We start from the raw sequence: 17,379 nt of genomic DNA on the forward strand, positions 1-17,379 counted from the left end.
GAGGTATCTAAGCTGATGTTAGTCCGCATGTGACACCCAACCTGGAGCTATGCCGATTTTTTCTTTCAAGATCAAGTTCAATTGTGCTCCATGGTGTTGTACGTGTCTGAGGTTGTAAAGAATGATCTCCAGCAACGTATAGTTCTTCACAATTGATGGACAAAGTCCATGTAGATCTGTTTCGCTGTTGTCTATCCATCTCTCCAGTAATTTGTCGCTTGATGAGTTCAAAATAAGGTCTTTACACTTTTTTCTGATAGAAGCCAGGTAGGAAAGCACTTCTTCTTTGCTGTAAAGCCTGTCAGGGATTACATCGTCTACAGCTTCAGCAGGCATCTGGCTTTCATCAACGAGGGTATATGGTAATGCTGGAGCAAAGGTTTTTACCGGATTGCTAAGATAGTAGTCAAGAAATATGGTGGTGTGGTATGTCATGTAGAAGAATTTTTTCTCTTTTTGCCACAGCTCATCAGTACACATATTGATTGCGTTGCTAAGCATGTCAATTGCTGCTGCAAAGTTTGCCCATAAACATTGTTTGAATTTGCGCTCCATCGGTTAGTTTATAAGAATAAACATAACAAAGATTGATCAGAAAGTGCCTAAAATCTTCAAAGAGTCCAGAATCCTCTCTCGCTGACCCTGATGGAACGATTTTAAGTAAACATATAGATTTACTTTTTATATTTTTTGTAAACATAAAAGTTTACTATTTGCTATATTTGTAAATACATAGATTTACAGAAATCAATTATGAGAAATAAGAAGATGCTTTTAATAGAGCAGCTAGATCAAAAATTAGAACCATTTCAACGTACTACAATAGTACGGGTACCAAACAAAGGATGGATAAATACTGTTCGTACTGCTCTTAATATGACCATGGCCCAACTGGGCGCCAAACTTAATATTACCAGACAAGGGGTAAAAAGGATTGAAGAAAGTGAGGCTAAAGGCACGATATCAATTAAATCCTTAAAAGAAGTAGGTGAGGCTATGGAATTAAAATTTGTATACGGGTTTGTTCCAAAAAATGGCACAATTAATAATCTTATCAACGTAAAGGCAGAAGATCTGGCCCGAAAAATTGTACAAAGGACCAATCAAAACATGAAGTTAGAGGATCAAGGAATCAGTGATGAAAAAATAAATAAATCAATATCTGACCTGGCTGATGAAATAAAAAGAGAAATGAGAAAGTCATTATGGGATTAGATCTTAAATATCAAAACGGGCAAACACCGTTAGATGAGGATGAAAAAGAAGGTCTAAAGATTAAATCAATAACAACACAGAAGGAACTGGATGAATTCGAGCAATTAAATATTGAAAAAGCAATTGAGTGGACCATTCATGCAAATTTGAAACCGGAAAAAATATTGACTGAAAAATTCATAAAAGGTTTACATAAAAAGATGTACGGTGATGTTTGGAAATGGGCAGGTGAATTTAGAAAGACAAATAAAAATATAGGAATAGACTGGACTCAAATAGCGGTAGAAGTAAAAAATCTTATTGATGATACCAAATATTGGTTAGAAAACAAAACATACTCGCCCGAGGAAATTGCAATTAGATTTAAACACAGAATTGTAGCGATTCACTGCTTTCCAAATGGAAACGGAAGACATTCAAGAGTGATGGCCGACATAATTATTGAATCTGTTTTTGGGAAGGAAGTTTTCACATGGCATGAATCAAATATGGTAAAAGCGAACGAAGTGAGGAAAAGCTATATTCAAGCGTTAAGAGAAGCTGACAATGGAAATATAGTGCCCTTGATTGAATTTGCTAAAAGCTAATCAGCCGTATTTGCCGATTTAAAGCAAAGAGAAAATAAAAGAACTCCTTCATAACTGAGTAACTCCGCTTCGCGGGATAAACTTCTCCTCCTGCTTTTGTTTCCGCTTTGCTCCAACAAAAAAAGGCCAGTTGATGCTGACCTTTTGCTGTGTACTCGCTATACTAGTACCCAGGGCCGGAGTCGAACCGGCACGGTATTGCTACCATTGGTGTTTGAGACCAACGCGTCTACCAATTCCGCCACCTGGGCTTTTTAATCAAGAGATTTTACCAACCTACCTGCAGAGCAAGAAAGTGGCTCATCGCCAGACCGTTCGTTAAACGGGATGCAAAGATGTTTAAAGATTTCAAAATTCACAATATTTGGTACGCTTTAATTTCTGGCATCTGGTTTTTGGCATCTGGCATCTGGTTTCTGATTGCATCTTGACAAACTGGAAACTGGAAACTGGAAACTGGAAACTGGAAACTGGAAACTGGAAACTGGTCACTGGAAACTGGAAACTGGTCACTGGAAACTGGAAACTGGTCACTGGAACACCAAACACAATTAACCATTAACAGTCAACACTTGCTTATGTGAAAAAGCGACAGGTTTGTCTGCAAACAGCGCTTTGGTTTTTGCCCACACACTTTCAAAGAGTTCGGATTGGCGGTAGGCGTTCAAAGCGTCTTCGTTATCCCAGATGCTGTAGGTGACGTAAATGTGATCTTTATTGTAATCCTGATGTAGCTCCAGGTGCCGGCACCCGGGGAAGGCCCGGATCTGTTGCTTGCTATAGTTAAAAACTTTCAAGAAATTATCTGTTTCCTCCTTTTTGAAGGTCATGCGTACGATTCTGATGAGCATTATTCGTCAAAATTAATAGTTACAGGGCTGTCATAGTCCAGTCCGAGCAGCTCGGAAGCCAACCCCTGGTTAATGCCAATTTCCATCAGCCCCTGGTCGTTAAATATTATAAAAATATCTCCGGCATCCACCTGGTTAACATTACTGTACACTCTCCGGCTGTTTTCCCTGCCAAAGATGATGGTATAGCCTTTATTTTTGCTGAGGATATCAAAGGTTGTTTTATCGATGTTGGTGATCAGGTTTCCATAGCTGTCCACCCGAATCACGTTCCCCACGATCTGTTTTTTATTAGCCTTTAGGTGCCGGCCCAGCATGCGCTTATAGTCATCTAGTGCTGTGCCCAGATCCTGTAATGCCGCGCCACTGGCCAGCTTCGCAGCCGCCGGGGCAAAGATCTGCTTTTCAGGAAAAGTGGTGGAAATAGGATTAATACTATTGATGTCCACTTTAAAACTTGCTTCCTGATCACTGATCAACCCAAAAAGGCCATTATCCGTACCTATAAAGTAATGGCCTTCCAGTTCGATGGCAATATACTTATCATCCGGCTGGCCGGCAGAGTTAACGGCTATCAAATGTACCGTGCGCTCCGGAAAATCACGAAAGATAGCTTTTAGCACGTATGCGGCATGGGCAATATCACAGGAGGTGACCTGGTGGCTGAGGTCTACGATCTGAATGCCGGGGTTTATGGAAAGAATTTTTGCTTTAACGGCTGCCACGTAATGATCACTTTCTCCAAAGTCAGATAAAAAGGTGATTATAGCCATATAAGCAATGCGAGATTTTGTGCCGGTTCTTGAATTTTTTTTATAACATTAGACGTTAGTAATAGTTCTATATCTACTAATACATGAACATCCTGTTTTGAACGGCCATTGTTATTGTGTATTTTTGTATAGGCAAAATTAACTAAAATTTGACCATTAAAAATTCCATTTAAAATTAATTAGCATTTGGTAGAGAAAGTCATTACGCTGGAAAACATCTCCCTCATCGACTTCCTGGGGGTTGAAAACAAAAACATCACTGAAGTAGCTTCCGCTTTCCCAAAAAGTAAGATTGTGTCCCGAGGAAATGAGATCCGGATCAAGGGCAGCACCACGGAAATTTTAAAGATCAATGACATCTTAAATTCACTGATAGAACACTACCATAAATATGGAAAAGTGACCGAGGATAATGTACAAACGTACCTGGCGAAGGAATCAGAAGAAAAACTTCCTGACGAGGAGGATGTGCTGATCTATGGTACAAAGGGTTTTATCATTAAGCCGAAAACTCTCAACCAGCAGAAACTGGTGTACTCTGTAATGGAAAATGACCTGGTTTTTGCATTGGGTCCTGCCGGTACGGGGAAAACGTATATTTCCGTAGCCCTTGCGGTAAAAGCCTTAAAGAACAAGCATGTTAAGAAGATAATCATAACCAGGCCGGCTGTGGAAGCAGGGGAGACGCTTGGCTTCTTACCAGGTGACCTTAAAGAGAAGCTTGATCCCTATCTACGGCCGATCTATGACTCGCTCTTCGATATGGTACCTTCTGAAAAGCTCAGGTACTATATGGAGAACAATATAATAGAGATCGCTCCATTGGCATATATGCGTGGACGTACACTCAACAATGCTTTTATTTTGCTGGACGAAGCGCAGAATACTACCCCTATGCAGATAAAAATGTTCCTGACGCGGATGGGTCCTAACTCTAAAGTGATCATCACCGGTGATACTTCACAGATCGATTTGCCTAAAAAGCAAAAATCAGGTTTGATAGAATCGATTAAAATTCTGAAAGATGTGAAAGGTATCGGCTTTGTGGAGCTAACCGGTAAGGATGTGGTGCGTCATAAAATAGTGAAAGACATCATAGCTGCCTACGATACCTATGAAAAAAGAGAAGATGCCAGACACAAAGACGGAGAAGCGCCTCAAGGTTCAATACATTGATAATGATGAGCTACTCAAGAAGTCATATGCCATTCGTGAGGAGGTTTTCATCGATGAACAGCGTGTGGCTCGGGAGGAAGAGTATGAGTTCGAAGAAGAGTCACATCATTTTATAGCGCTCGATGGCGAGGAACCCTGTGGTGTAGCACGATGGAGAGCTACCGATGAAGGGGTTAAGCTGGAGAGATTTGCGGTTAGAAAAGCTTACCGGGGAAAGGGGATAGGTAGCCTGCTGGTACAAAGTGTACTTGACCATATCCAACGACATCCTGGTGCAACAAATAAAAAGTTATATCTGAATGCTCAGCTTAACGCACTTCCGCTATACGTTAAGTTTGGTTTCCGCCCTGCCGGTGAGCGTTTTATGGAGTGTGGTATTGAGCATCAGAAAATGGAAAAACTACTTATGGAACTGACCTTTCGAGTGGCCACTGAAAACGACATTATTGAAATCATAAAAATGCTTTCTGATGATAAGCTTGGTTCGCAACGCGAACGGTTCGAAGAGCCACTTCCGGAGTGTTACACCCGCGCTTTTGAGGTCATCAGTAAGGACCCTCATCAGGAGCTAACTGTTGCCGAGGAAAATGGGGAGATCGTAGGCACTTTTCAGCTTTCATTTATCCAATACCTGACCTATCAGGGAGGTATCCGGGCTCAAATAGAGGCTGTAAGGGTAAAGTCGAGCCATCGAGGCAAAGGCTACGGCCACAAGATCTTTGAGTATGCTATAGATCGAGCTAAAGAAAAAGGGGCTCACCTGGTACAGCTTACCACTGATAAAAAGAGACCCGATGCCCTGGAGTTTTACAAAGCTTTAGGTTTTGTAGCCTCTCATGAAGGCATGAAACTGCATTTGGGGGCGTAGAGCGTTGCGCTTAGCGTTGCGCTTGTCGCCTCCGTAGCTTTAACGCAGGAGCCACCGGCTACAATGATCGAGCTCTCTTCGGGCTTATTTTCCTGTTCGCTAACAGCTATGGCAACGGGAATGGTAACCCTGTAGTCACACTAGACGCTTAGCGCTCCGCTCTCAGCTCTCAGCTCCCCGCTCTCACCCTTTCATTTTAGGCATTGAAAGATCATACTTAATGGATACCACACGGATAATAATAATGATCGCGGTGGTGATCAGGTAGATGATATTTTCGCTGAGTGTGGTATAGTAGTCCAGCAGGAAAAATGCGAAAGCACCGGCCAGGCAGGCGGTAGCATAGATCTCCTTTCTGAAGATCAGTGGGATCTCATTGCATAAAATATCCCGGATGACTCCGCCTACCACAGCGGATACCATGCCCATTACAATAGCTAAACCAGGGTGGATGCCTAAAGAAAGTGCTTTTTGCATGCCACTGATCGTGAATAGGGCAATACCGATGGTATCGAAGATGAAAAAGGTTCTTTTCAGGTTAACGATGTATTTTCGGAAGATAAAAGTAAAGGGAACCGCCAGGAGAATAACAACGGGATAAACGGTATCCTGCACCCAGGCAACCGGATAGGCGCCCAGCAAAACATCACGCGTGGTGCCGCCACCCACGGCTGTTACAAAAGCAATGACGGTAGCGCCAAAAAGATCCATATGCTTTTTAGCTGCCAGCCGGAGGCCGCTGATGGCAAATACGAATGTACCTATGATCTCTAAGGCGTAAATCAGGGTCATGTTAAGGAGTTATAAATAGTGACTATTCTTAAGGGAACACTTCCCGTCAGCGCATCCTGATAATTCTTAGGAAAATCCCCATTTGTGTAACAGCTTTTTTAGGGGATTGCTTCACTCCGTTCGCAATGACGTTAAATGATTAGTTTCCCGAGGCCGCTAATTAACCCGATATTCTGAAAATAAAAAATAAAAGAACATGATATTTCTCCAGGCCTCGTCCTGCTGAAATTCAAAGCGTCTGTTGTCATGGCTGGCTTCTATATCGATGCGTATCTGGTTGATATAATCAAAGATGGTGAGGTCATCATTGGGACCTTTCAGAGACAGGTCGAGCGATAACCTGTTGTTGGGTCCTACCAGGTTGGCGAAGTCGCGATAGTTGCTATGTACTACCTGCCTCAGAAAATCACCGGCAGGAAACTCTTCGGTAGCCTCACATTGACACTGGGAGCCAAATTTGCTATGCCATCGCATGCTTTTTTCGGGTTGGTCCTCGTCCAAATAGCCGGTGCCGGCCGCCATTATGACCAGGCTTTCAAGGGTGGAAGGAGTGCCGGGGTTGTCTGCTCCGGTTTTTTCTCTGGCGGCTTTGCAAAGCGCTTTTATAAATGTCGGGGCCAGGGTAGAGTCTCCATTTTTTATTTTATAGATGCCGGATGTAGAAATTTGCGCTTTAACAATATGGAACAAACACATAAATAGAACTGTAAAGCACCATTTAATCCAACTGTTCCACAGGGGTTTCATTCTTGTCTTCCTCTTTTTTTGAAATATCGTCTACGAATAAGAGCAACATTAAAAAGAGAATAATAATTACTATAAACACCAGTTTTTTCCGGTCTTTATACAGCATATCTCTGATACCTTCTGTAGAGTAATATTTCCGGTAGTTGTCCATAAACCGGTCAAAGTCTCTGTATTTGTCGATAGTTTCGGCCCCCGGCATAGGTGCATTGATCTTTACTTTAATCCTGGTCATGACTAGTCGTTATATTTGATCTGCTTCGAAAGTTCTTTAAGCTTCTTCAATATCCTGTAAGTTTTGATCTTGGCATTTACCTCTGTTGTGCCAAGCAGGTAACCAATTTCTTTAAAAGACCTGTTTTCAAAGAATCTCAATTCAATAAACTGGATCTCAGTGGCATCCAGTTGCTCAAGAAGTACTGAAACAAGCACTTCTGTATCAATCTGCAATTCGCTGTAATCAATCTCTTCGAAAAGATGCTGTAAATGATGGCTGTCGAGACTCACCACCCTTTCAAATTTAGTCTGCTGACGGAAGAATAAATTAATTTCATTGACAGCAATTTTATAAAGCCAGGCAGAGAAGGGGACACCCTGATATTTATACTTGCCGATGTGTTTAAGGCATTTCAAAAATACTCTGGATGTAATATCTGCCGTGACCTCCTGGTGGTCTACACGCTTATAAATAAACAGAAATATACTATCGTAATATTTTCGGTAGAGTGGGGCAAAATGTTCCGGGTTTTTCTGGCTGCGCTTAATGATCTCGTATTCAGCCACAATTTCATCCTTGGTTTTGTGATAGGTTGGTGGTGTGGAAATTTTAAGGATGCTGTTCACCAGGTTGGACAGCATCCACCACAGTCGTGGGTAGTATATTGTTGTTATCGGGTGAGGCACCATGTTATTAATTTACGACCATTAAGCAACTAATAAAAATATCCGGGCCGCTGTCTTCGGCTCAGCGGCCGGATATTCCCGCCTTTTACAACGTTCACCGCCTAATGGCGGGCCACACAAACATTGTATCGGAAATGAATTACCATCATAATGCACGAATTGTGAAAAGGTACAGTTATGGTCAAAATTTTTTATTGGAGGTTGGTTTCCGTACCTTTGTATTTCCTTGAAAGTCGAGGATTTAATTACATTATTTATTAAACATCAAGTTATGTCTGAAGCAAAAAAAGGCGACAGAGTAAAAGTACATTATACGGGTAAACTTACCGATGGGTCAGTTTTTGATTCATCTGAAAATAGAGAACCTCTTGAATTTGAATTAGGTGCCGGTATGATGATTGCCGGATTTGATAAAGCAGTAACAGGAATGAAAGTGGGCGACACAAAAACCGCTAACATTCCGGCTGCAGAGGCTTATGGTCAGAGAAATGACGAGATGGTGGTTGAGGTGCCCAAAGCCCAGCTTCCGGCAGATCTGAATCCTGCTGTCGGCCAGCAACTGGCTATGCAGCAGCCTAACGGACAGTCAATTCCTGTTGTGGTTACGAAAGTAGAAACTGAAACTATAGAGATCGATGCAAATCATCCTTTGGCCGGGAAAGATCTTGTATTCGATATAGAATTGGTAGAGATCTCGTAATCGGGTGAGATATCATAAAAAATAAAAGAGGCATGATCATTTCATGCCTCTTTTATTTTTTATGATATGCAGCCCCCCGGAAAATTAATGTTCCTTAGGATCTTGTTTTTTAGTCTTCATAAAGTCAAGTAAACCTATTGCAGCACCAAATCCAACCAGGCATGCTACGATGGTGATAAACAAGTCTGCACCGTCCGCAATATATTTTTCCATAGTATTTTTATTTCAGAGGTTCCCGTTAAAGCGTGCCCAAATTTATAATTAATATTGATAAAAGAGAAAGGAAAATTGCATAGAGTTCATCATAACTTTTAACTTCATGCCGTTACCAGCATAAAGCCTTATGACACAGGAAGAACATTTTCAGAAACTGGAGCGGATGTATATCCACGAAGCGCCCATCAATAAATTTTTCAAGCCTCAAGTTAAGATCTCGCAAGGCCGGGCTGAGGTAATGATGAAATGCAACACCAAATTTTTTCATGCTGCAAATGCCATGCACGGCTCTGTTTACTTCAAAATGCTTGATGATGCTGCTTTTTTTGCTGTCAATTCACTGGTGGACGATGCGTTTGTACTCACATCTTCATTTAATATTTATTTGTTGAGGCCGGTGGTCTACGGAGAATTAAAGGCAGTGGGAGAGGTGGTACATAATGCCCGGAAATCATTTGTAGCCGAGGCGGTACTTTACAATGAAAGGGACCAGGAGATAGCCAGGGGTAGCGGTAATTTTGTAAAAAGCCAGATACCGTTGGATGAGCATGTGGGATATAGATAGGGTGTATGCTCAAGCTCAGAAGCATCATTTTAAGGGGACATTTGGGGTGATGAGGTTGAGTGAAGTTCGAAATTGAGAAAACCACATAAATTGACTCTCAGGTAAGTTATAGTTAGTGTCTGTAAGAAAACGTCAAGGTCAAGGCTTGCGAAGTCCTAAAAAGCGGTAGTCCCGTACAGTTGTTACAGTTATCGAGAAGAGCACAAGCGTAACGCAGACATTGACATTTTCTTAGAGCCACTAGTCAGGATTTTATCATTGAAATCAAGAACATATAATAATTTTTTTCCGGGTAGTTTTTATATATGATCGGTTTGTTTAAATTAGTATGATGGACAACTAATTTCCATTACTAATAATATGGAAGTTATAGCTCTTTAGCTTCTTTAGGAATTCAATTTAGGGTTAGATGTATTCTTCTAAAATCTATAATCTGTTTGTCTTTTTCGCTTCACTGGCAGCCCCAGGTTTAGCTCAGAACGATGGGGTTTACCTTAGCAATTTCATAGTGCCATCTACATTGATAAGAAGCGAAAAGATTCAGGTCAATGGCTCCTGCGATTATTACACGTATGGACATGAGAATTTGACGGGGCAATATTATTTAATGGCCGGAGGATACTCATTTTTGGATATGTATGAAAATCACTATGAAATAAATACCCATTTGAAGATGGACTTTATGAAAGCAGGTGGTCCTAAGGGAAATTATCTGATCTATAGTGAGTCAGATAACAGGGGGTATATTGGAAGCTGGACAGGTTTCGACCCGGATGCTTCGTTTTGGGCTACAGTAACTGCGGATATGTATCTGGACGGTAATTTCCTGGGCCAGGTAACCTATCAATTCAGCTCCAGGCTAAAAGAGGGTAAATCAGGAAATGCTGTGGTCCGGGTTAACAATAAAGCGCATGGAAATGCCGTCACCGGGATTACCGGTGGCAAAGAAAAGGACCTTGAGATATTGAAAAGAATCGGGTTAAGAAATATTCAGGTAACGAGATTCAAGCAATACCTTCCCAACGCATTTCTCAACTATGCCAGGGAGCATTGTAAGGAGCGAAACGAAGCAGAGCAAATAGCAGTAATGGAAAAAGTTGAGCAGGAAAGGAAGGAAAAAGAAGCACTGGCGGAAAAACAGACTACATCAAATCAAGTTAAATCTTCAGGAAATAATTTAATGAGCGAAGAGGCTACCTACACAAACCTGACAGGTACCGGGAAACAACCTGAATTTGGAAGAGATGAATACGGGAATTACTACAGAAAGGATGCTTCAGGAACGTATAAACAAATCAGCTATGACGAATATGCAACTGCGGAATATCAGAAGCAACAGCGCATAGCAAATGCGCAACAAATTGAAGATGAAAAACGGGCGAATCAGGTGATACAGGATTTGCAGAAAAGATCGGACGACTTTCTGGCGGAGAGGCAGAGAGACAAACTTCAAGTAGAACAGATATCGGGTTTGTATGCACAAAGTTTCTATGCAGCCCAGGCCGTAGGAGCGTCAAAGCAAAACCTGGATAACCTTTCCCGCCTGAGCGGCAATTATGAGTCGGTGGAGGAACTGGAAGCGGAATTTAACGCTAAATATTATGCTATAGCACAGGAGGTGGAAAATCTTAACCGCGCTCGTAATGAAGCTTTGAGTGCGAATGTTGCTACCACCTTTTATGGTAGTGATGCCACTGGGCAGGCTACCGGGGAATTCATAAAAGGAGTGGGAACAATGATCAATAATAACAAATCCGAAAAGGAAAGAATAGAAGCTGAAGCAGCTCTTAGGGAGCAGCGAGAGCAAATGTTGAAGCAGATAGAGGCCAGGAAAAAAACAATGATGCTGAATATGCGACAGGGAATGTTAGCACAATTTCCGGATGGAGGGCTACCACTGTCCTCTCATCAGGTGAAAGACCGGGTGTATTGCTTTGCCTACTTCATTGATGGATCTACTCTTGAGAAAGATGCTCCTGTAATTTCTATTACTAATGTTTTTCCCGTAGATCAATATTCTGATGGAACATGGCCCTTTAAGAACACTTTGGTGGATGAACTACAAAAGCTTTCATTAGACAAGGTTACGTTAATGGGATTTTATACAGCCAAGGAAATGGCAGATGAAATGCATACTTCGTTAACAAGTCTTTCAGGTAAATGTAATATGAAGATCAATTTACTTGAGTATAATGGTAAAGCGAGTACTTCAGTCACCAATGATTTTTGGGAAACCGGTAAAAAACAGAAGTCAGAAACCAGTCAGCAACAAAATGGGAGTTTCTGGGATCAATAATTAATCAGTGCCTCAAAGAAAACACCTATGTCTGCGTTAGTATCCGTTCTAAAAATGCACATACCGACAACTTTACAGGATCTGCTTTTGGAATTTATTTGTTTTCTTAACATCACTTTGAATTTTCGTGCAAATACTAATTAAATATTTAGATGAAGCGAGTTGTTATTTTCTTTTTCTTTTTGATGCAAGTATACGTTGTTAATGGCCAAAGTACCATGGCCATCTTGAAATATGAACAAGCGGAGGAGGCATATATAAGCAATGACTTCTATACTACAATTGCTAAATTGAAGGAGGTAGAGGAGATTTTGGGTACTGTAAACCCCAGGATCCTCTACCTGCGCATTATGGCGCAATACAAGTTGGTTGATAAGGACAGATCTCGTTTGGAACCACTAAAAAGAGACTGCGCATTTTACTTGGAAAACTATGACGGTAATACAAACCTGATCGATAAATACAGAGAGGTGTTCCGGGTATCTGAGGATCTTATTCAATATGAGGATAATCAGCATTATATCGTTGGGAAGCAGCTTTTCGATGAGAAAAAATATAGTGAAGCCATGAGCCACTTGGAAATAGCTGCCAGGCAGGGATATGGTCCGGCATTCAATGTTATCGGGATAATGTACCGGTGGGGATATGGAGTGGAACAGAATGATGCAGAGGCCCTGCAGCAGTTCAAAAAGGCTGCTGAAAAGGATTTGGCGCAGGGCATTTATAACCTGGGAACAATGTACTATCATGGTCGTGCTGTAGAAAAAGATGTGTTCCAGGCACGTGAATATTTTATAAAAGCGGCAGAAAAGGGCTACCTAAATGCGATTGTAGGTGTGGGTGATACCTATTATTACAGGTTTAAGAATGGCTCAAATATTGATAATAGAAAGGCCTTGGAATGGTACATGAAAGGGGCGGAAAAGGGGGATGCATATTGTTTTGAGAATATAGGAAGAGTTTATTATAACGGTGAATACGGTGTAAATAAAGATTATCAAAAAGCCAGGGAATGGTTTCTGAAAGCGGCTGACGCTGGATATCATAATTCCATGAACAATCTGGGAATTATCTACAATCATGGACTCGGAACTATGGTTGATCAGGAAAAGGCAATGGAATGGTATCTGAAAGCTGCAGAAAAGGGAAACAAATATGCTATGTACAATATAGGCTATCTATATTCTCATAACAGATATGGAGTGAATGGAGGGAGGGCTGATGGTCAGGCTGCGTTGGAGTGGTACCTAAAGTCCGCTGAACAGGGCTATAGTGGGGCTATGTATCAGATTGGCTATATGCATGGTTATTTTAGTTATCAGTACAAAGGAATCTCAAGAGATGATAAGAAGCAATTTGAATGGTATCATAAAGCTGCGGAGGCGGGCCATATAAAGGCCATGAAGGAATTGGCATCATGTTATGATAAGGGTGTGGGAGTTAAGAAGGATAAAAAACTTGCTGCGGAGTGGCGAAGGAAGGCAGCAGTGGCCGAGAGTAAGTAAGGTTACCAAATTGGTTAGTAGTAAGGAGACTATTCGAAGCCCTTGGGCTTGTTGCTGAAAAGAATCGGTTAACAAAGCAAAGTACTGAAGTGTAATGTGTATAGAATATTTCCATCCGATATTTCAATTTTTGACCTGCTATGTAAAGATTTGCCCATGACCTTCATATGTCTTACTTTTTTGTCTTGACACAAAAATTAACAAAAAAAGTCAAGACTATGAGTAAATGGCTAAATTTCAATGCCTGCGATGACAAATCACAAACTCACCCCGTGAAAAAACGGGGCTCAAACAGTGTGATTTATAACATGTACGTGTGGCATTGAAATTCTTAACGCCATTTTCTCAAGGCCGTTCAGTTAACTTGTCATTATCCACAAAATCAATTGAAGTTGTTGGTTGCCTCCCCGAGGCAAGTTCGGGACAGGCAGGATGACTGCTCTTTTTTAAGGATTTTATATCGAATTCACGTTAAGATAAGTGAAATAGAGAAGGTAGAGCTTTTGTGCCCCCTCTTTGCATTGGTTCAGTTCCGGGAATGCAGACCTATTCTATTGCCCTCGGTATCAAGAAAAAGGGCAAAATATCCGGTTTCTTCGTCTATGAGTGTTTTAGGAACTATAACGCTGCCTCCGCTTTTTTCAACTTTATCCAGCATGTGTTGAAGGTTATCACCTCCATTCAGGTATATCATCACGCCATTGGCAGAGGGTTCATAGCCTTCCCCCTTTGTAATGACGCCGGAAATAGTTTGATCTTCACTTGGAAGTAGTCCCATTTGTGTTCCCTGCATGTCTATGGTTTCAATTTTGACATTCAGGATGGATTGATAAAACGCCACTGCTCTGGAAAGGTCGGTAGCGGGTATTTCAAATATTGAGATCAGGCTTTTCATATCGTTTGAGTTTTGGTTTCTGTCAGAATGTGTTTGCGCGTATGTATTATTTTGTGTAGCGTAGGCGATCAGGCCCGTTACAAGCATAATGGATATTTTTGATACTCTTCGTTTCATTTTTTTATTGTTTCTTGTTTCTTGTTTATTGTTGATGCATAGTTACACCACTGTGAAGAGTATAAATTGTAAAAGTGCGACAATTAGTCTTTTGAATAGATAAGTGATGAAAGGATCATTTGATCATCACTCAAAAATTCTTTAGGATTAGTACCGGTAAGCTCCTTAAAGTCCTTGATAAAATGCGCCTGATCATAATATTCACTTTCATAGGCAATCTGCGTCAGGTTTTCCGGGTGCTTAAGTAGCATCATTTTTAACGCTGCCTGCAACCTGAAAACTTTGCCAAGCCTTTTTGGGCTGATCCCTACTTGCTTTGAGAACTTCCTCTCCAGGTTTCTCCTTCTGGTCGATTGATCTTTTACAATCACATCAATGGAAGTACTGCCTTTTGTCAGAAACAGTGTGTCAATAGTGGATTTTACGATCCGGTCAATAGTGGATGCGTCTTTTAGCTTGCTTAGCAGAAAGTCTTCGACAATTGTAATTCTCACCCCCGTATTTGGGGCGTTGACGATTTTTTGTGTCAGCGCTTCTGCTTCTTTTTTATCAAACAGCGCGGATATCGGTGTTTCCTTGTTCGCCAATTCTTTAATAGGTATTTTTATAAAGTTGGCAAACCCGTAAGGGTAAAATCGGATAGCAAAAGAGTTTACATGTCCGGTTGGTTCTATGAAAAAAGGTTGGGTAATTTGCCCGATCACCATTGCTCTTGGTTGGATGATAAAATTTGTGTCTGATGTATACCTTTTTATATCGTCACCAAGGATAAACGCCATTTCAATACAACCATCAGGTACGATTCGTTGCTTTGGAGCCTCCATTTGAGCAGGGATCTCAAGGGTCCAGTAGCATTTAATTAAAGATGCTAAATCTGCATGAGGCTGAAGGGTTTGGTAGTTCATGTCTGGAAGCTGGAGTTTTCAAAAGATTTAATACAATATGCATAAATTATCACTATTAACCGACTAACTTCGGTAAGTTAAAATTATCTTCCACCAGCCCGTAAATTTCTTCCTGTGTAAAAAAGGCTACTTCTTCAGCAGTAATGTCAAAATTGTTGGTCAGGAACTCATCATAGCCGTTCCACTCCTCTTGGTGACACACTTTCCTCAATCGTGTCTTTCGGACAACCTTTGTGTGTTTTACCATGTTCGTCTTTCTGATTGTATTCCAGTTCAATAATTTGGTCACGGAGCACCTTGGCTGTCCGTTTTTTCGATAATGCTAAGCAACTGTTGAATTGTATCAGTAGTGGGTTGTTCGAAGATATATATGTCTGCAGCCTCACGATCCACAAGGTTAAGATAGAGGAGGTTTGCTCACCTTTTAAAATTACTCATCTCTATTACCTTGGATTCACCGTCAGTAAGAGCCAGGCGCTGCATCATGCCACCCCCCGTTTTACGGGTTGTTTCCTCGCTGGTTTCACTGTCCCATATCATGAAGGCGATCACATAATATTCTCCTTTTGGCAGGTTGGTGAATTCAAACTCACCATTTTCGTCACACATAGTCTTAATGGTTTCGTGGTATCCTGCCGGATCGGGGATGAACTTGGGGACGCCATCTTCAAGGTATACATATCCGGTGTTTTTGCTACCATAGATCTTATTGAGCCGCTCTTCTGTATATGCAGCAACCGGCATCAACTCGATCCTGAATTCTTTACCAAACCGTATCTCGCCAGTCTTGGATTTGAATTTGGCAGATCCCTTGATCACACTATTTCCGCTATTCTTAAACCAGCCAACTTCATCACTATTGAAATCGCTCATCACCGGAACAGGTGTGTTTCTGGCATTTGAAAGCACGTAGGTCTCGACAATTACTCTGTCCACCCCAAGGGATGCTATTCTTTCCACTCCCGTTTGTATCAGCGTGTCATTTTTGATATCGACTGTGAAGTCAAATTTGTTATTTTCCCAATTCCTGCCGCTGCAATATTCAAGGAATTCTGTATAATGGTTACCCTGTAACACATATCTTCCTGCCCCGGATATAAACATCGCGGTACTGTCCTTGCCCTGGTTCAGATCGTGTTGAAAAAAGGAAAAATGGCTTTTTCCTATTATTTTTATTCCTTCAACATTACCAGCATAATCGGTTTTTGTGGTATCATCACCAGTGATGGTCATTGCTGATAGCAGTTTCCAGGTGCCTTCTATGAGTAGGGGATAGTTGATTTTATCTTCCTTGGGTGGCTTAGCATCAGAGCATCCAACTAGAAACGCTCCCCAAAGAAGTAGTAGCCAGTTTTTTGTCATTTTTAACGGTTTTGCTGAATAGAGCAGATATAAATCTGATAATACTACTGTTGAAGTGCCTGAAGCAATTCTTTATCTATTTTACCCATTTCAACCTTGAACTCTTCTAGTGAGCTTCCTTTATCCATTAGCTCGTTACCCTCCTTATACATTCTAGCTACTGTCTTTTCGATCAGCAGCGCATCGGAGTAATCATCTTTTTTAAATTTGGAATCAACAAACCATCCTGCATCTGTTTTTATAAGATTTAATCTCTGTTTCACATCGGGAAATTCAGGATCGGGAGATTCAAACATGGCTTTGTTTTCTCCTTCCTGGTGGATGATCTGTATTTCCGAGGGAGATGCATAGCATACAGGTTTTACTCTGTTTATATTAAACAAAAAGCCGCTTATTCCCATGCTCTTTTTATATTCATCCTCTCCGTACATTCCTATGGCTCTACTTGCAAACGCCTTGAATTTGTTATAATTCAATATGTTATCGATACGGCTTTTAGCAATTTCTTTTTGTGTTTCCGTGTTGTGGATCCAGAAACTTTCCAATGCTGCCTTATCTTTCGCACTGCATGCTTGTGTTAGTTTTTCCACAAATTCATTGAGGTTCTGACTTTTTGAATAAAGCGAAGTGCATAGTAATAGAAGTAGCATTGTCAGTCGTTTCATAGTAGTAATTTAATGAGTGAGAAAATACTTTGGTAGCCATAGTTATAACTGCTCAATTAGTATTTGATAAAAGTAATTTTAAATATAATAAAAATAATTAGGAATACATTGTATAGCTGCTGTTAACTGGCATCTGAATGAATAGGGTTTCATGGCCCTACTTATATCTTATTCTCCATTAAGTCCTTGGCCAAACTTGCTCTCCTGTTTTCGACACCTTTGTTTGATTTTCCTAAAAAAGGCT

Annotated in this window: 21 protein-coding genes and 1 tRNA gene; 8 read left to right on the forward strand and 14 right to left on the reverse strand. The window is 41.0% G+C overall.

Features of this window, described 5'->3' with window-relative positions; all coding sequences use genetic code 11:
* Window positions 1–18 precede the first annotated feature (18 nt).
* Window positions 19–501, reverse strand: a complete 483-nt coding sequence (locus C900_RS01760) for a DinB family protein (RefSeq protein ID WP_051052752.1) — start codon at window positions 499–501, stop codon at window positions 19–21.
* 252 nt (window positions 502–753) lie between these two features.
* On the opposite strand from C900_RS01760, the gene C900_RS01765 reads away from it, so the two are divergent.
* Both C900_RS01765 and C900_RS01770 read left to right on the forward strand, forming a co-directional pair.
* Entirely contained in the window at window positions 754–1,215 is a 462-nt protein-coding gene (locus C900_RS01765) for a mobile mystery protein A (protein ID WP_009577831.1), read from the forward strand.
* On the forward strand, window positions 1,206–1,802 hold the full coding sequence (locus tag C900_RS01770; protein ID WP_009577832.1) for a mobile mystery protein B: 597 nt from the start codon (window positions 1,206–1,208) through the stop codon (window positions 1,800–1,802). Before C900_RS01765 ends, C900_RS01770 begins: the two co-directional genes overlap by 10 nt.
* A 167-nt stretch (window positions 1,803–1,969) precedes the next feature.
* Here the strand turns inward: C900_RS01770 and C900_RS01775 are convergent.
* The 3 genes from C900_RS01775 to C900_RS01790 all read right to left on the reverse strand — a co-directional run bounded on the left by C900_RS01775 (window position 1,970) and on the right by C900_RS01790 (window position 3,426).
* Window positions 1,970–2,053: transfer RNA gene (locus C900_RS01775), tRNA-Leu, on the reverse strand.
* A gap of 300 nt (window positions 2,054–2,353) precedes the next feature.
* Window positions 2,354–2,653: a putative quinol monooxygenase gene (locus tag C900_RS01785; protein ID WP_040495233.1), complete on the reverse strand. Its 300-nt coding sequence runs from the start codon at window positions 2,651–2,653 to the stop codon at window positions 2,354–2,356.
* Window positions 2,653–3,426, reverse strand: coding sequence for an SAM hydrolase/SAM-dependent halogenase family protein (locus tag C900_RS01790; RefSeq protein ID WP_009577835.1), 774 nt, complete (start codon window positions 3,424–3,426; stop codon window positions 2,653–2,655). Before C900_RS01790 ends, C900_RS01785 begins: the two co-directional genes overlap by 1 nt.
* Window positions 3,427–3,612: 186 nt before the next feature.
* Between C900_RS01790 and C900_RS01795 the strand changes: the two genes are divergently transcribed.
* Together C900_RS01795 and C900_RS30945 are read left to right on the forward strand one after the other, a co-directional pair.
* Complete coding sequence (locus C900_RS01795; RefSeq protein ID WP_009577836.1) at window positions 3,613–4,602, forward strand: PhoH family protein; 990 nt, start codon at window positions 3,613–3,615, stop codon at window positions 4,600–4,602.
* The gene (locus C900_RS30945; protein ID WP_009577837.1) at window positions 4,556–5,470 is read left to right on the forward strand and encodes a GNAT family N-acetyltransferase; all 915 of its coding nucleotides are present in this window, start codon (window positions 4,556–4,558) and stop codon (window positions 5,468–5,470) included. Before C900_RS01795 ends, C900_RS30945 begins: the two co-directional genes overlap by 47 nt.
* 183 nt (window positions 5,471–5,653) lie before the next feature.
* On the opposite strand, the gene C900_RS01805 is transcribed toward C900_RS30945, so the two are convergent.
* The 4 genes from C900_RS01805 to C900_RS01820 form a co-directional block, all read right to left on the reverse strand.
* Window positions 5,654–6,262: a trimeric intracellular cation channel family protein gene (locus tag C900_RS01805; protein ID WP_009577838.1), complete on the reverse strand. Its 609-nt coding sequence runs from the start codon at window positions 6,260–6,262 to the stop codon at window positions 5,654–5,656.
* A gap of 156 nt (window positions 6,263–6,418) precedes the next feature.
* Entirely contained in the window at window positions 6,419–6,958 is a 540-nt protein-coding gene (locus tag C900_RS01810; RefSeq protein WP_009577839.1) for a hypothetical protein, read from the reverse strand.
* A 22-nt stretch (window positions 6,959–6,980) separates the two neighbouring features.
* Window positions 6,981–7,241, reverse strand: coding sequence for a hypothetical protein (locus C900_RS01815; RefSeq protein ID WP_009577840.1), 261 nt, complete (start codon window positions 7,239–7,241; stop codon window positions 6,981–6,983).
* Between the two features lie 2 nt (window positions 7,242–7,243).
* Window positions 7,244–7,912, reverse strand: coding sequence for an RNA polymerase sigma factor (locus C900_RS01820; RefSeq protein WP_009577841.1), 669 nt, complete (start codon window positions 7,910–7,912; stop codon window positions 7,244–7,246).
* A 268-nt stretch (window positions 7,913–8,180) separates the two neighbouring features.
* On the opposite strand from C900_RS01820, the gene C900_RS01825 reads away from it, so the two are divergent.
* Window positions 8,181–8,609 (forward strand): FKBP-type peptidyl-prolyl cis-trans isomerase, encoded by a 429-nt coding sequence (locus tag C900_RS01825; RefSeq protein ID WP_009577842.1) that lies wholly within the window; start codon window positions 8,181–8,183, stop codon window positions 8,607–8,609.
* Between the two features lie 84 nt (window positions 8,610–8,693).
* Here the strand turns inward: C900_RS01825 and C900_RS30790 are convergent, their stop codons facing one another.
* On the reverse strand, window positions 8,694–8,822 hold the full coding sequence (locus C900_RS30790) for a hypothetical protein (protein ID WP_009577843.1): 129 nt from the start codon (window positions 8,820–8,822) through the stop codon (window positions 8,694–8,696).
* 130 nt (window positions 8,823–8,952) lie between these two features.
* Here C900_RS30790 and C900_RS01830 point away from each other — a divergent pair, with 130 nt between their 5' ends.
* The 3 genes from C900_RS01830 to C900_RS01840 all read left to right on the forward strand — a co-directional run bounded on the left by C900_RS01830 (window position 8,953) and on the right by C900_RS01840 (window position 13,191).
* Complete coding sequence (locus tag C900_RS01830) at window positions 8,953–9,390, forward strand: PaaI family thioesterase (RefSeq protein WP_009577844.1); 438 nt, start codon at window positions 8,953–8,955, stop codon at window positions 9,388–9,390.
* 409 nt (window positions 9,391–9,799) lie between these two features.
* Window positions 9,800–11,686, forward strand: a complete 1,887-nt coding sequence (locus C900_RS01835) for a hypothetical protein (RefSeq protein WP_040495235.1) — start codon at window positions 9,800–9,802, stop codon at window positions 11,684–11,686.
* A 152-nt stretch (window positions 11,687–11,838) separates the two neighbouring features.
* On the forward strand, window positions 11,839–13,191 hold the full coding sequence (locus tag C900_RS01840; RefSeq protein ID WP_009577846.1) for a tetratricopeptide repeat protein: 1,353 nt from the start codon (window positions 11,839–11,841) through the stop codon (window positions 13,189–13,191).
* A gap of 526 nt (window positions 13,192–13,717) precedes the next feature.
* On the opposite strand, the gene C900_RS01845 is transcribed toward C900_RS01840, so the two are convergent.
* The 5 genes from C900_RS01845 to C900_RS01865 form a co-directional block, all read right to left on the reverse strand.
* Window positions 13,718–14,203, reverse strand: coding sequence for a VOC family protein (locus tag C900_RS01845; protein WP_040495237.1), 486 nt, complete (start codon window positions 14,201–14,203; stop codon window positions 13,718–13,720).
* A gap of 83 nt (window positions 14,204–14,286) precedes the next feature.
* Window positions 14,287–15,108 carry a helix-turn-helix transcriptional regulator gene (locus tag C900_RS01850; protein ID WP_009577848.1) on the reverse strand — a complete coding sequence of 274 codons (822 nt, stop codon included), beginning with the start codon at window positions 15,106–15,108 and terminating at the stop codon, window positions 14,287–14,289.
* Window positions 15,109–15,163: 55 nt separating this feature from the next.
* Window positions 15,164–15,355 (reverse strand): hypothetical protein, encoded by a 192-nt coding sequence (locus tag C900_RS01855; protein WP_040495239.1) that lies wholly within the window; start codon window positions 15,353–15,355, stop codon window positions 15,164–15,166.
* Between the two features lie 170 nt (window positions 15,356–15,525).
* On the reverse strand, window positions 15,526–16,470 hold the full coding sequence (locus C900_RS30210) for a hypothetical protein (protein ID WP_009577851.1): 945 nt from the start codon (window positions 16,468–16,470) through the stop codon (window positions 15,526–15,528).
* 44 nt (window positions 16,471–16,514) lie between these two features.
* Entirely contained in the window at window positions 16,515–17,135 is a 621-nt protein-coding gene (locus C900_RS01865; protein ID WP_157493850.1) for a hypothetical protein, read from the reverse strand.
* Window positions 17,136–17,379 lie beyond the last annotated feature (244 nt).

This window comes from Fulvivirga imtechensis AK7 (assembly GCF_000331535.1).
GTDB classification, from domain to species: domain Bacteria; phylum Bacteroidota; class Bacteroidia; order Cytophagales; family Cyclobacteriaceae; genus Fulvivirga; species Fulvivirga imtechensis.

Bases quoted from the DNA above. Each gene is read 5' to 3' on its own strand.
- C900_RS01815 (WP_009577840.1), bottom strand. From the start codon at position 7,241: ATGACCAGGATTAAAGTAAAGATCAATGCACCTATGCCGGGGGCCGAA.
- C900_RS01760 (WP_051052752.1), bottom strand. From the start codon at position 501: ATGCTTAGCAACGCAATCAATATGTGTACTGATGAGCTGTGGCAAAAA.
- C900_RS01865 (WP_157493850.1), bottom strand. From the start codon at position 17,135: ATGAAACGACTGACAATGCTACTTCTATTACTATGCACTTCGCTTTAT.
- C900_RS01855 (WP_040495239.1), bottom strand. From the start codon at position 15,355: ATGGTAAAACACACAAAGGTTGTCCGAAAGACACGATTGAGGAAAGTG.
- C900_RS30790 (WP_009577843.1), bottom strand. From the start codon at position 8,822: ATGGAAAAATATATTGCGGACGGTGCAGACTTGTTTATCACCATCGTA.
- C900_RS30945 (WP_009577837.1), top strand. From the start codon at position 4,556: ATGCCAGACACAAAGACGGAGAAGCGCCTCAAGGTTCAATACATTGAT.
- C900_RS01845 (WP_040495237.1), bottom strand. From the start codon at position 14,203: ATGAAACGAAGAGTATCAAAAATATCCATTATGCTTGTAACGGGCCTG.
- C900_RS01850 (WP_009577848.1), bottom strand. From the start codon at position 15,108: ATGAACTACCAAACCCTTCAGCCTCATGCAGATTTAGCATCTTTAATT.
- C900_RS01790 (WP_009577835.1), bottom strand. From the start codon at position 3,426: ATGGCTATAATCACCTTTTTATCTGACTTTGGAGAAAGTGATCATTAC.
- C900_RS01835 (WP_040495235.1), top strand. From the start codon at position 9,800: ATGTATTCTTCTAAAATCTATAATCTGTTTGTCTTTTTCGCTTCACTG.
- C900_RS01770 (WP_009577832.1), top strand. From the start codon at position 1,206: ATGGGATTAGATCTTAAATATCAAAACGGGCAAACACCGTTAGATGAG.
- C900_RS01765 (WP_009577831.1), top strand. From the start codon at position 754: ATGAGAAATAAGAAGATGCTTTTAATAGAGCAGCTAGATCAAAAATTA.
- C900_RS01785 (WP_040495233.1), bottom strand. From the start codon at position 2,653: ATGCTCATCAGAATCGTACGCATGACCTTCAAAAAGGAGGAAACAGAT.
- C900_RS01820 (WP_009577841.1), bottom strand. From the start codon at position 7,912: ATGGTGCCTCACCCGATAACAACAATATACTACCCACGACTGTGGTGG.
- C900_RS30210 (WP_009577851.1), bottom strand. From the start codon at position 16,470: ATGACAAAAAACTGGCTACTACTTCTTTGGGGAGCGTTTCTAGTTGGA.
- C900_RS01830 (WP_009577844.1), top strand. From the start codon at position 8,953: ATGACACAGGAAGAACATTTTCAGAAACTGGAGCGGATGTATATCCAC.
- C900_RS01840 (WP_009577846.1), top strand. From the start codon at position 11,839: ATGAAGCGAGTTGTTATTTTCTTTTTCTTTTTGATGCAAGTATACGTT.
- C900_RS01825 (WP_009577842.1), top strand. From the start codon at position 8,181: ATGTCTGAAGCAAAAAAAGGCGACAGAGTAAAAGTACATTATACGGGT.
- C900_RS01810 (WP_009577839.1), bottom strand. From the start codon at position 6,958: ATGTGTTTGTTCCATATTGTTAAAGCGCAAATTTCTACATCCGGCATC.
- C900_RS01805 (WP_009577838.1), bottom strand. From the start codon at position 6,262: ATGACCCTGATTTACGCCTTAGAGATCATAGGTACATTCGTATTTGCC.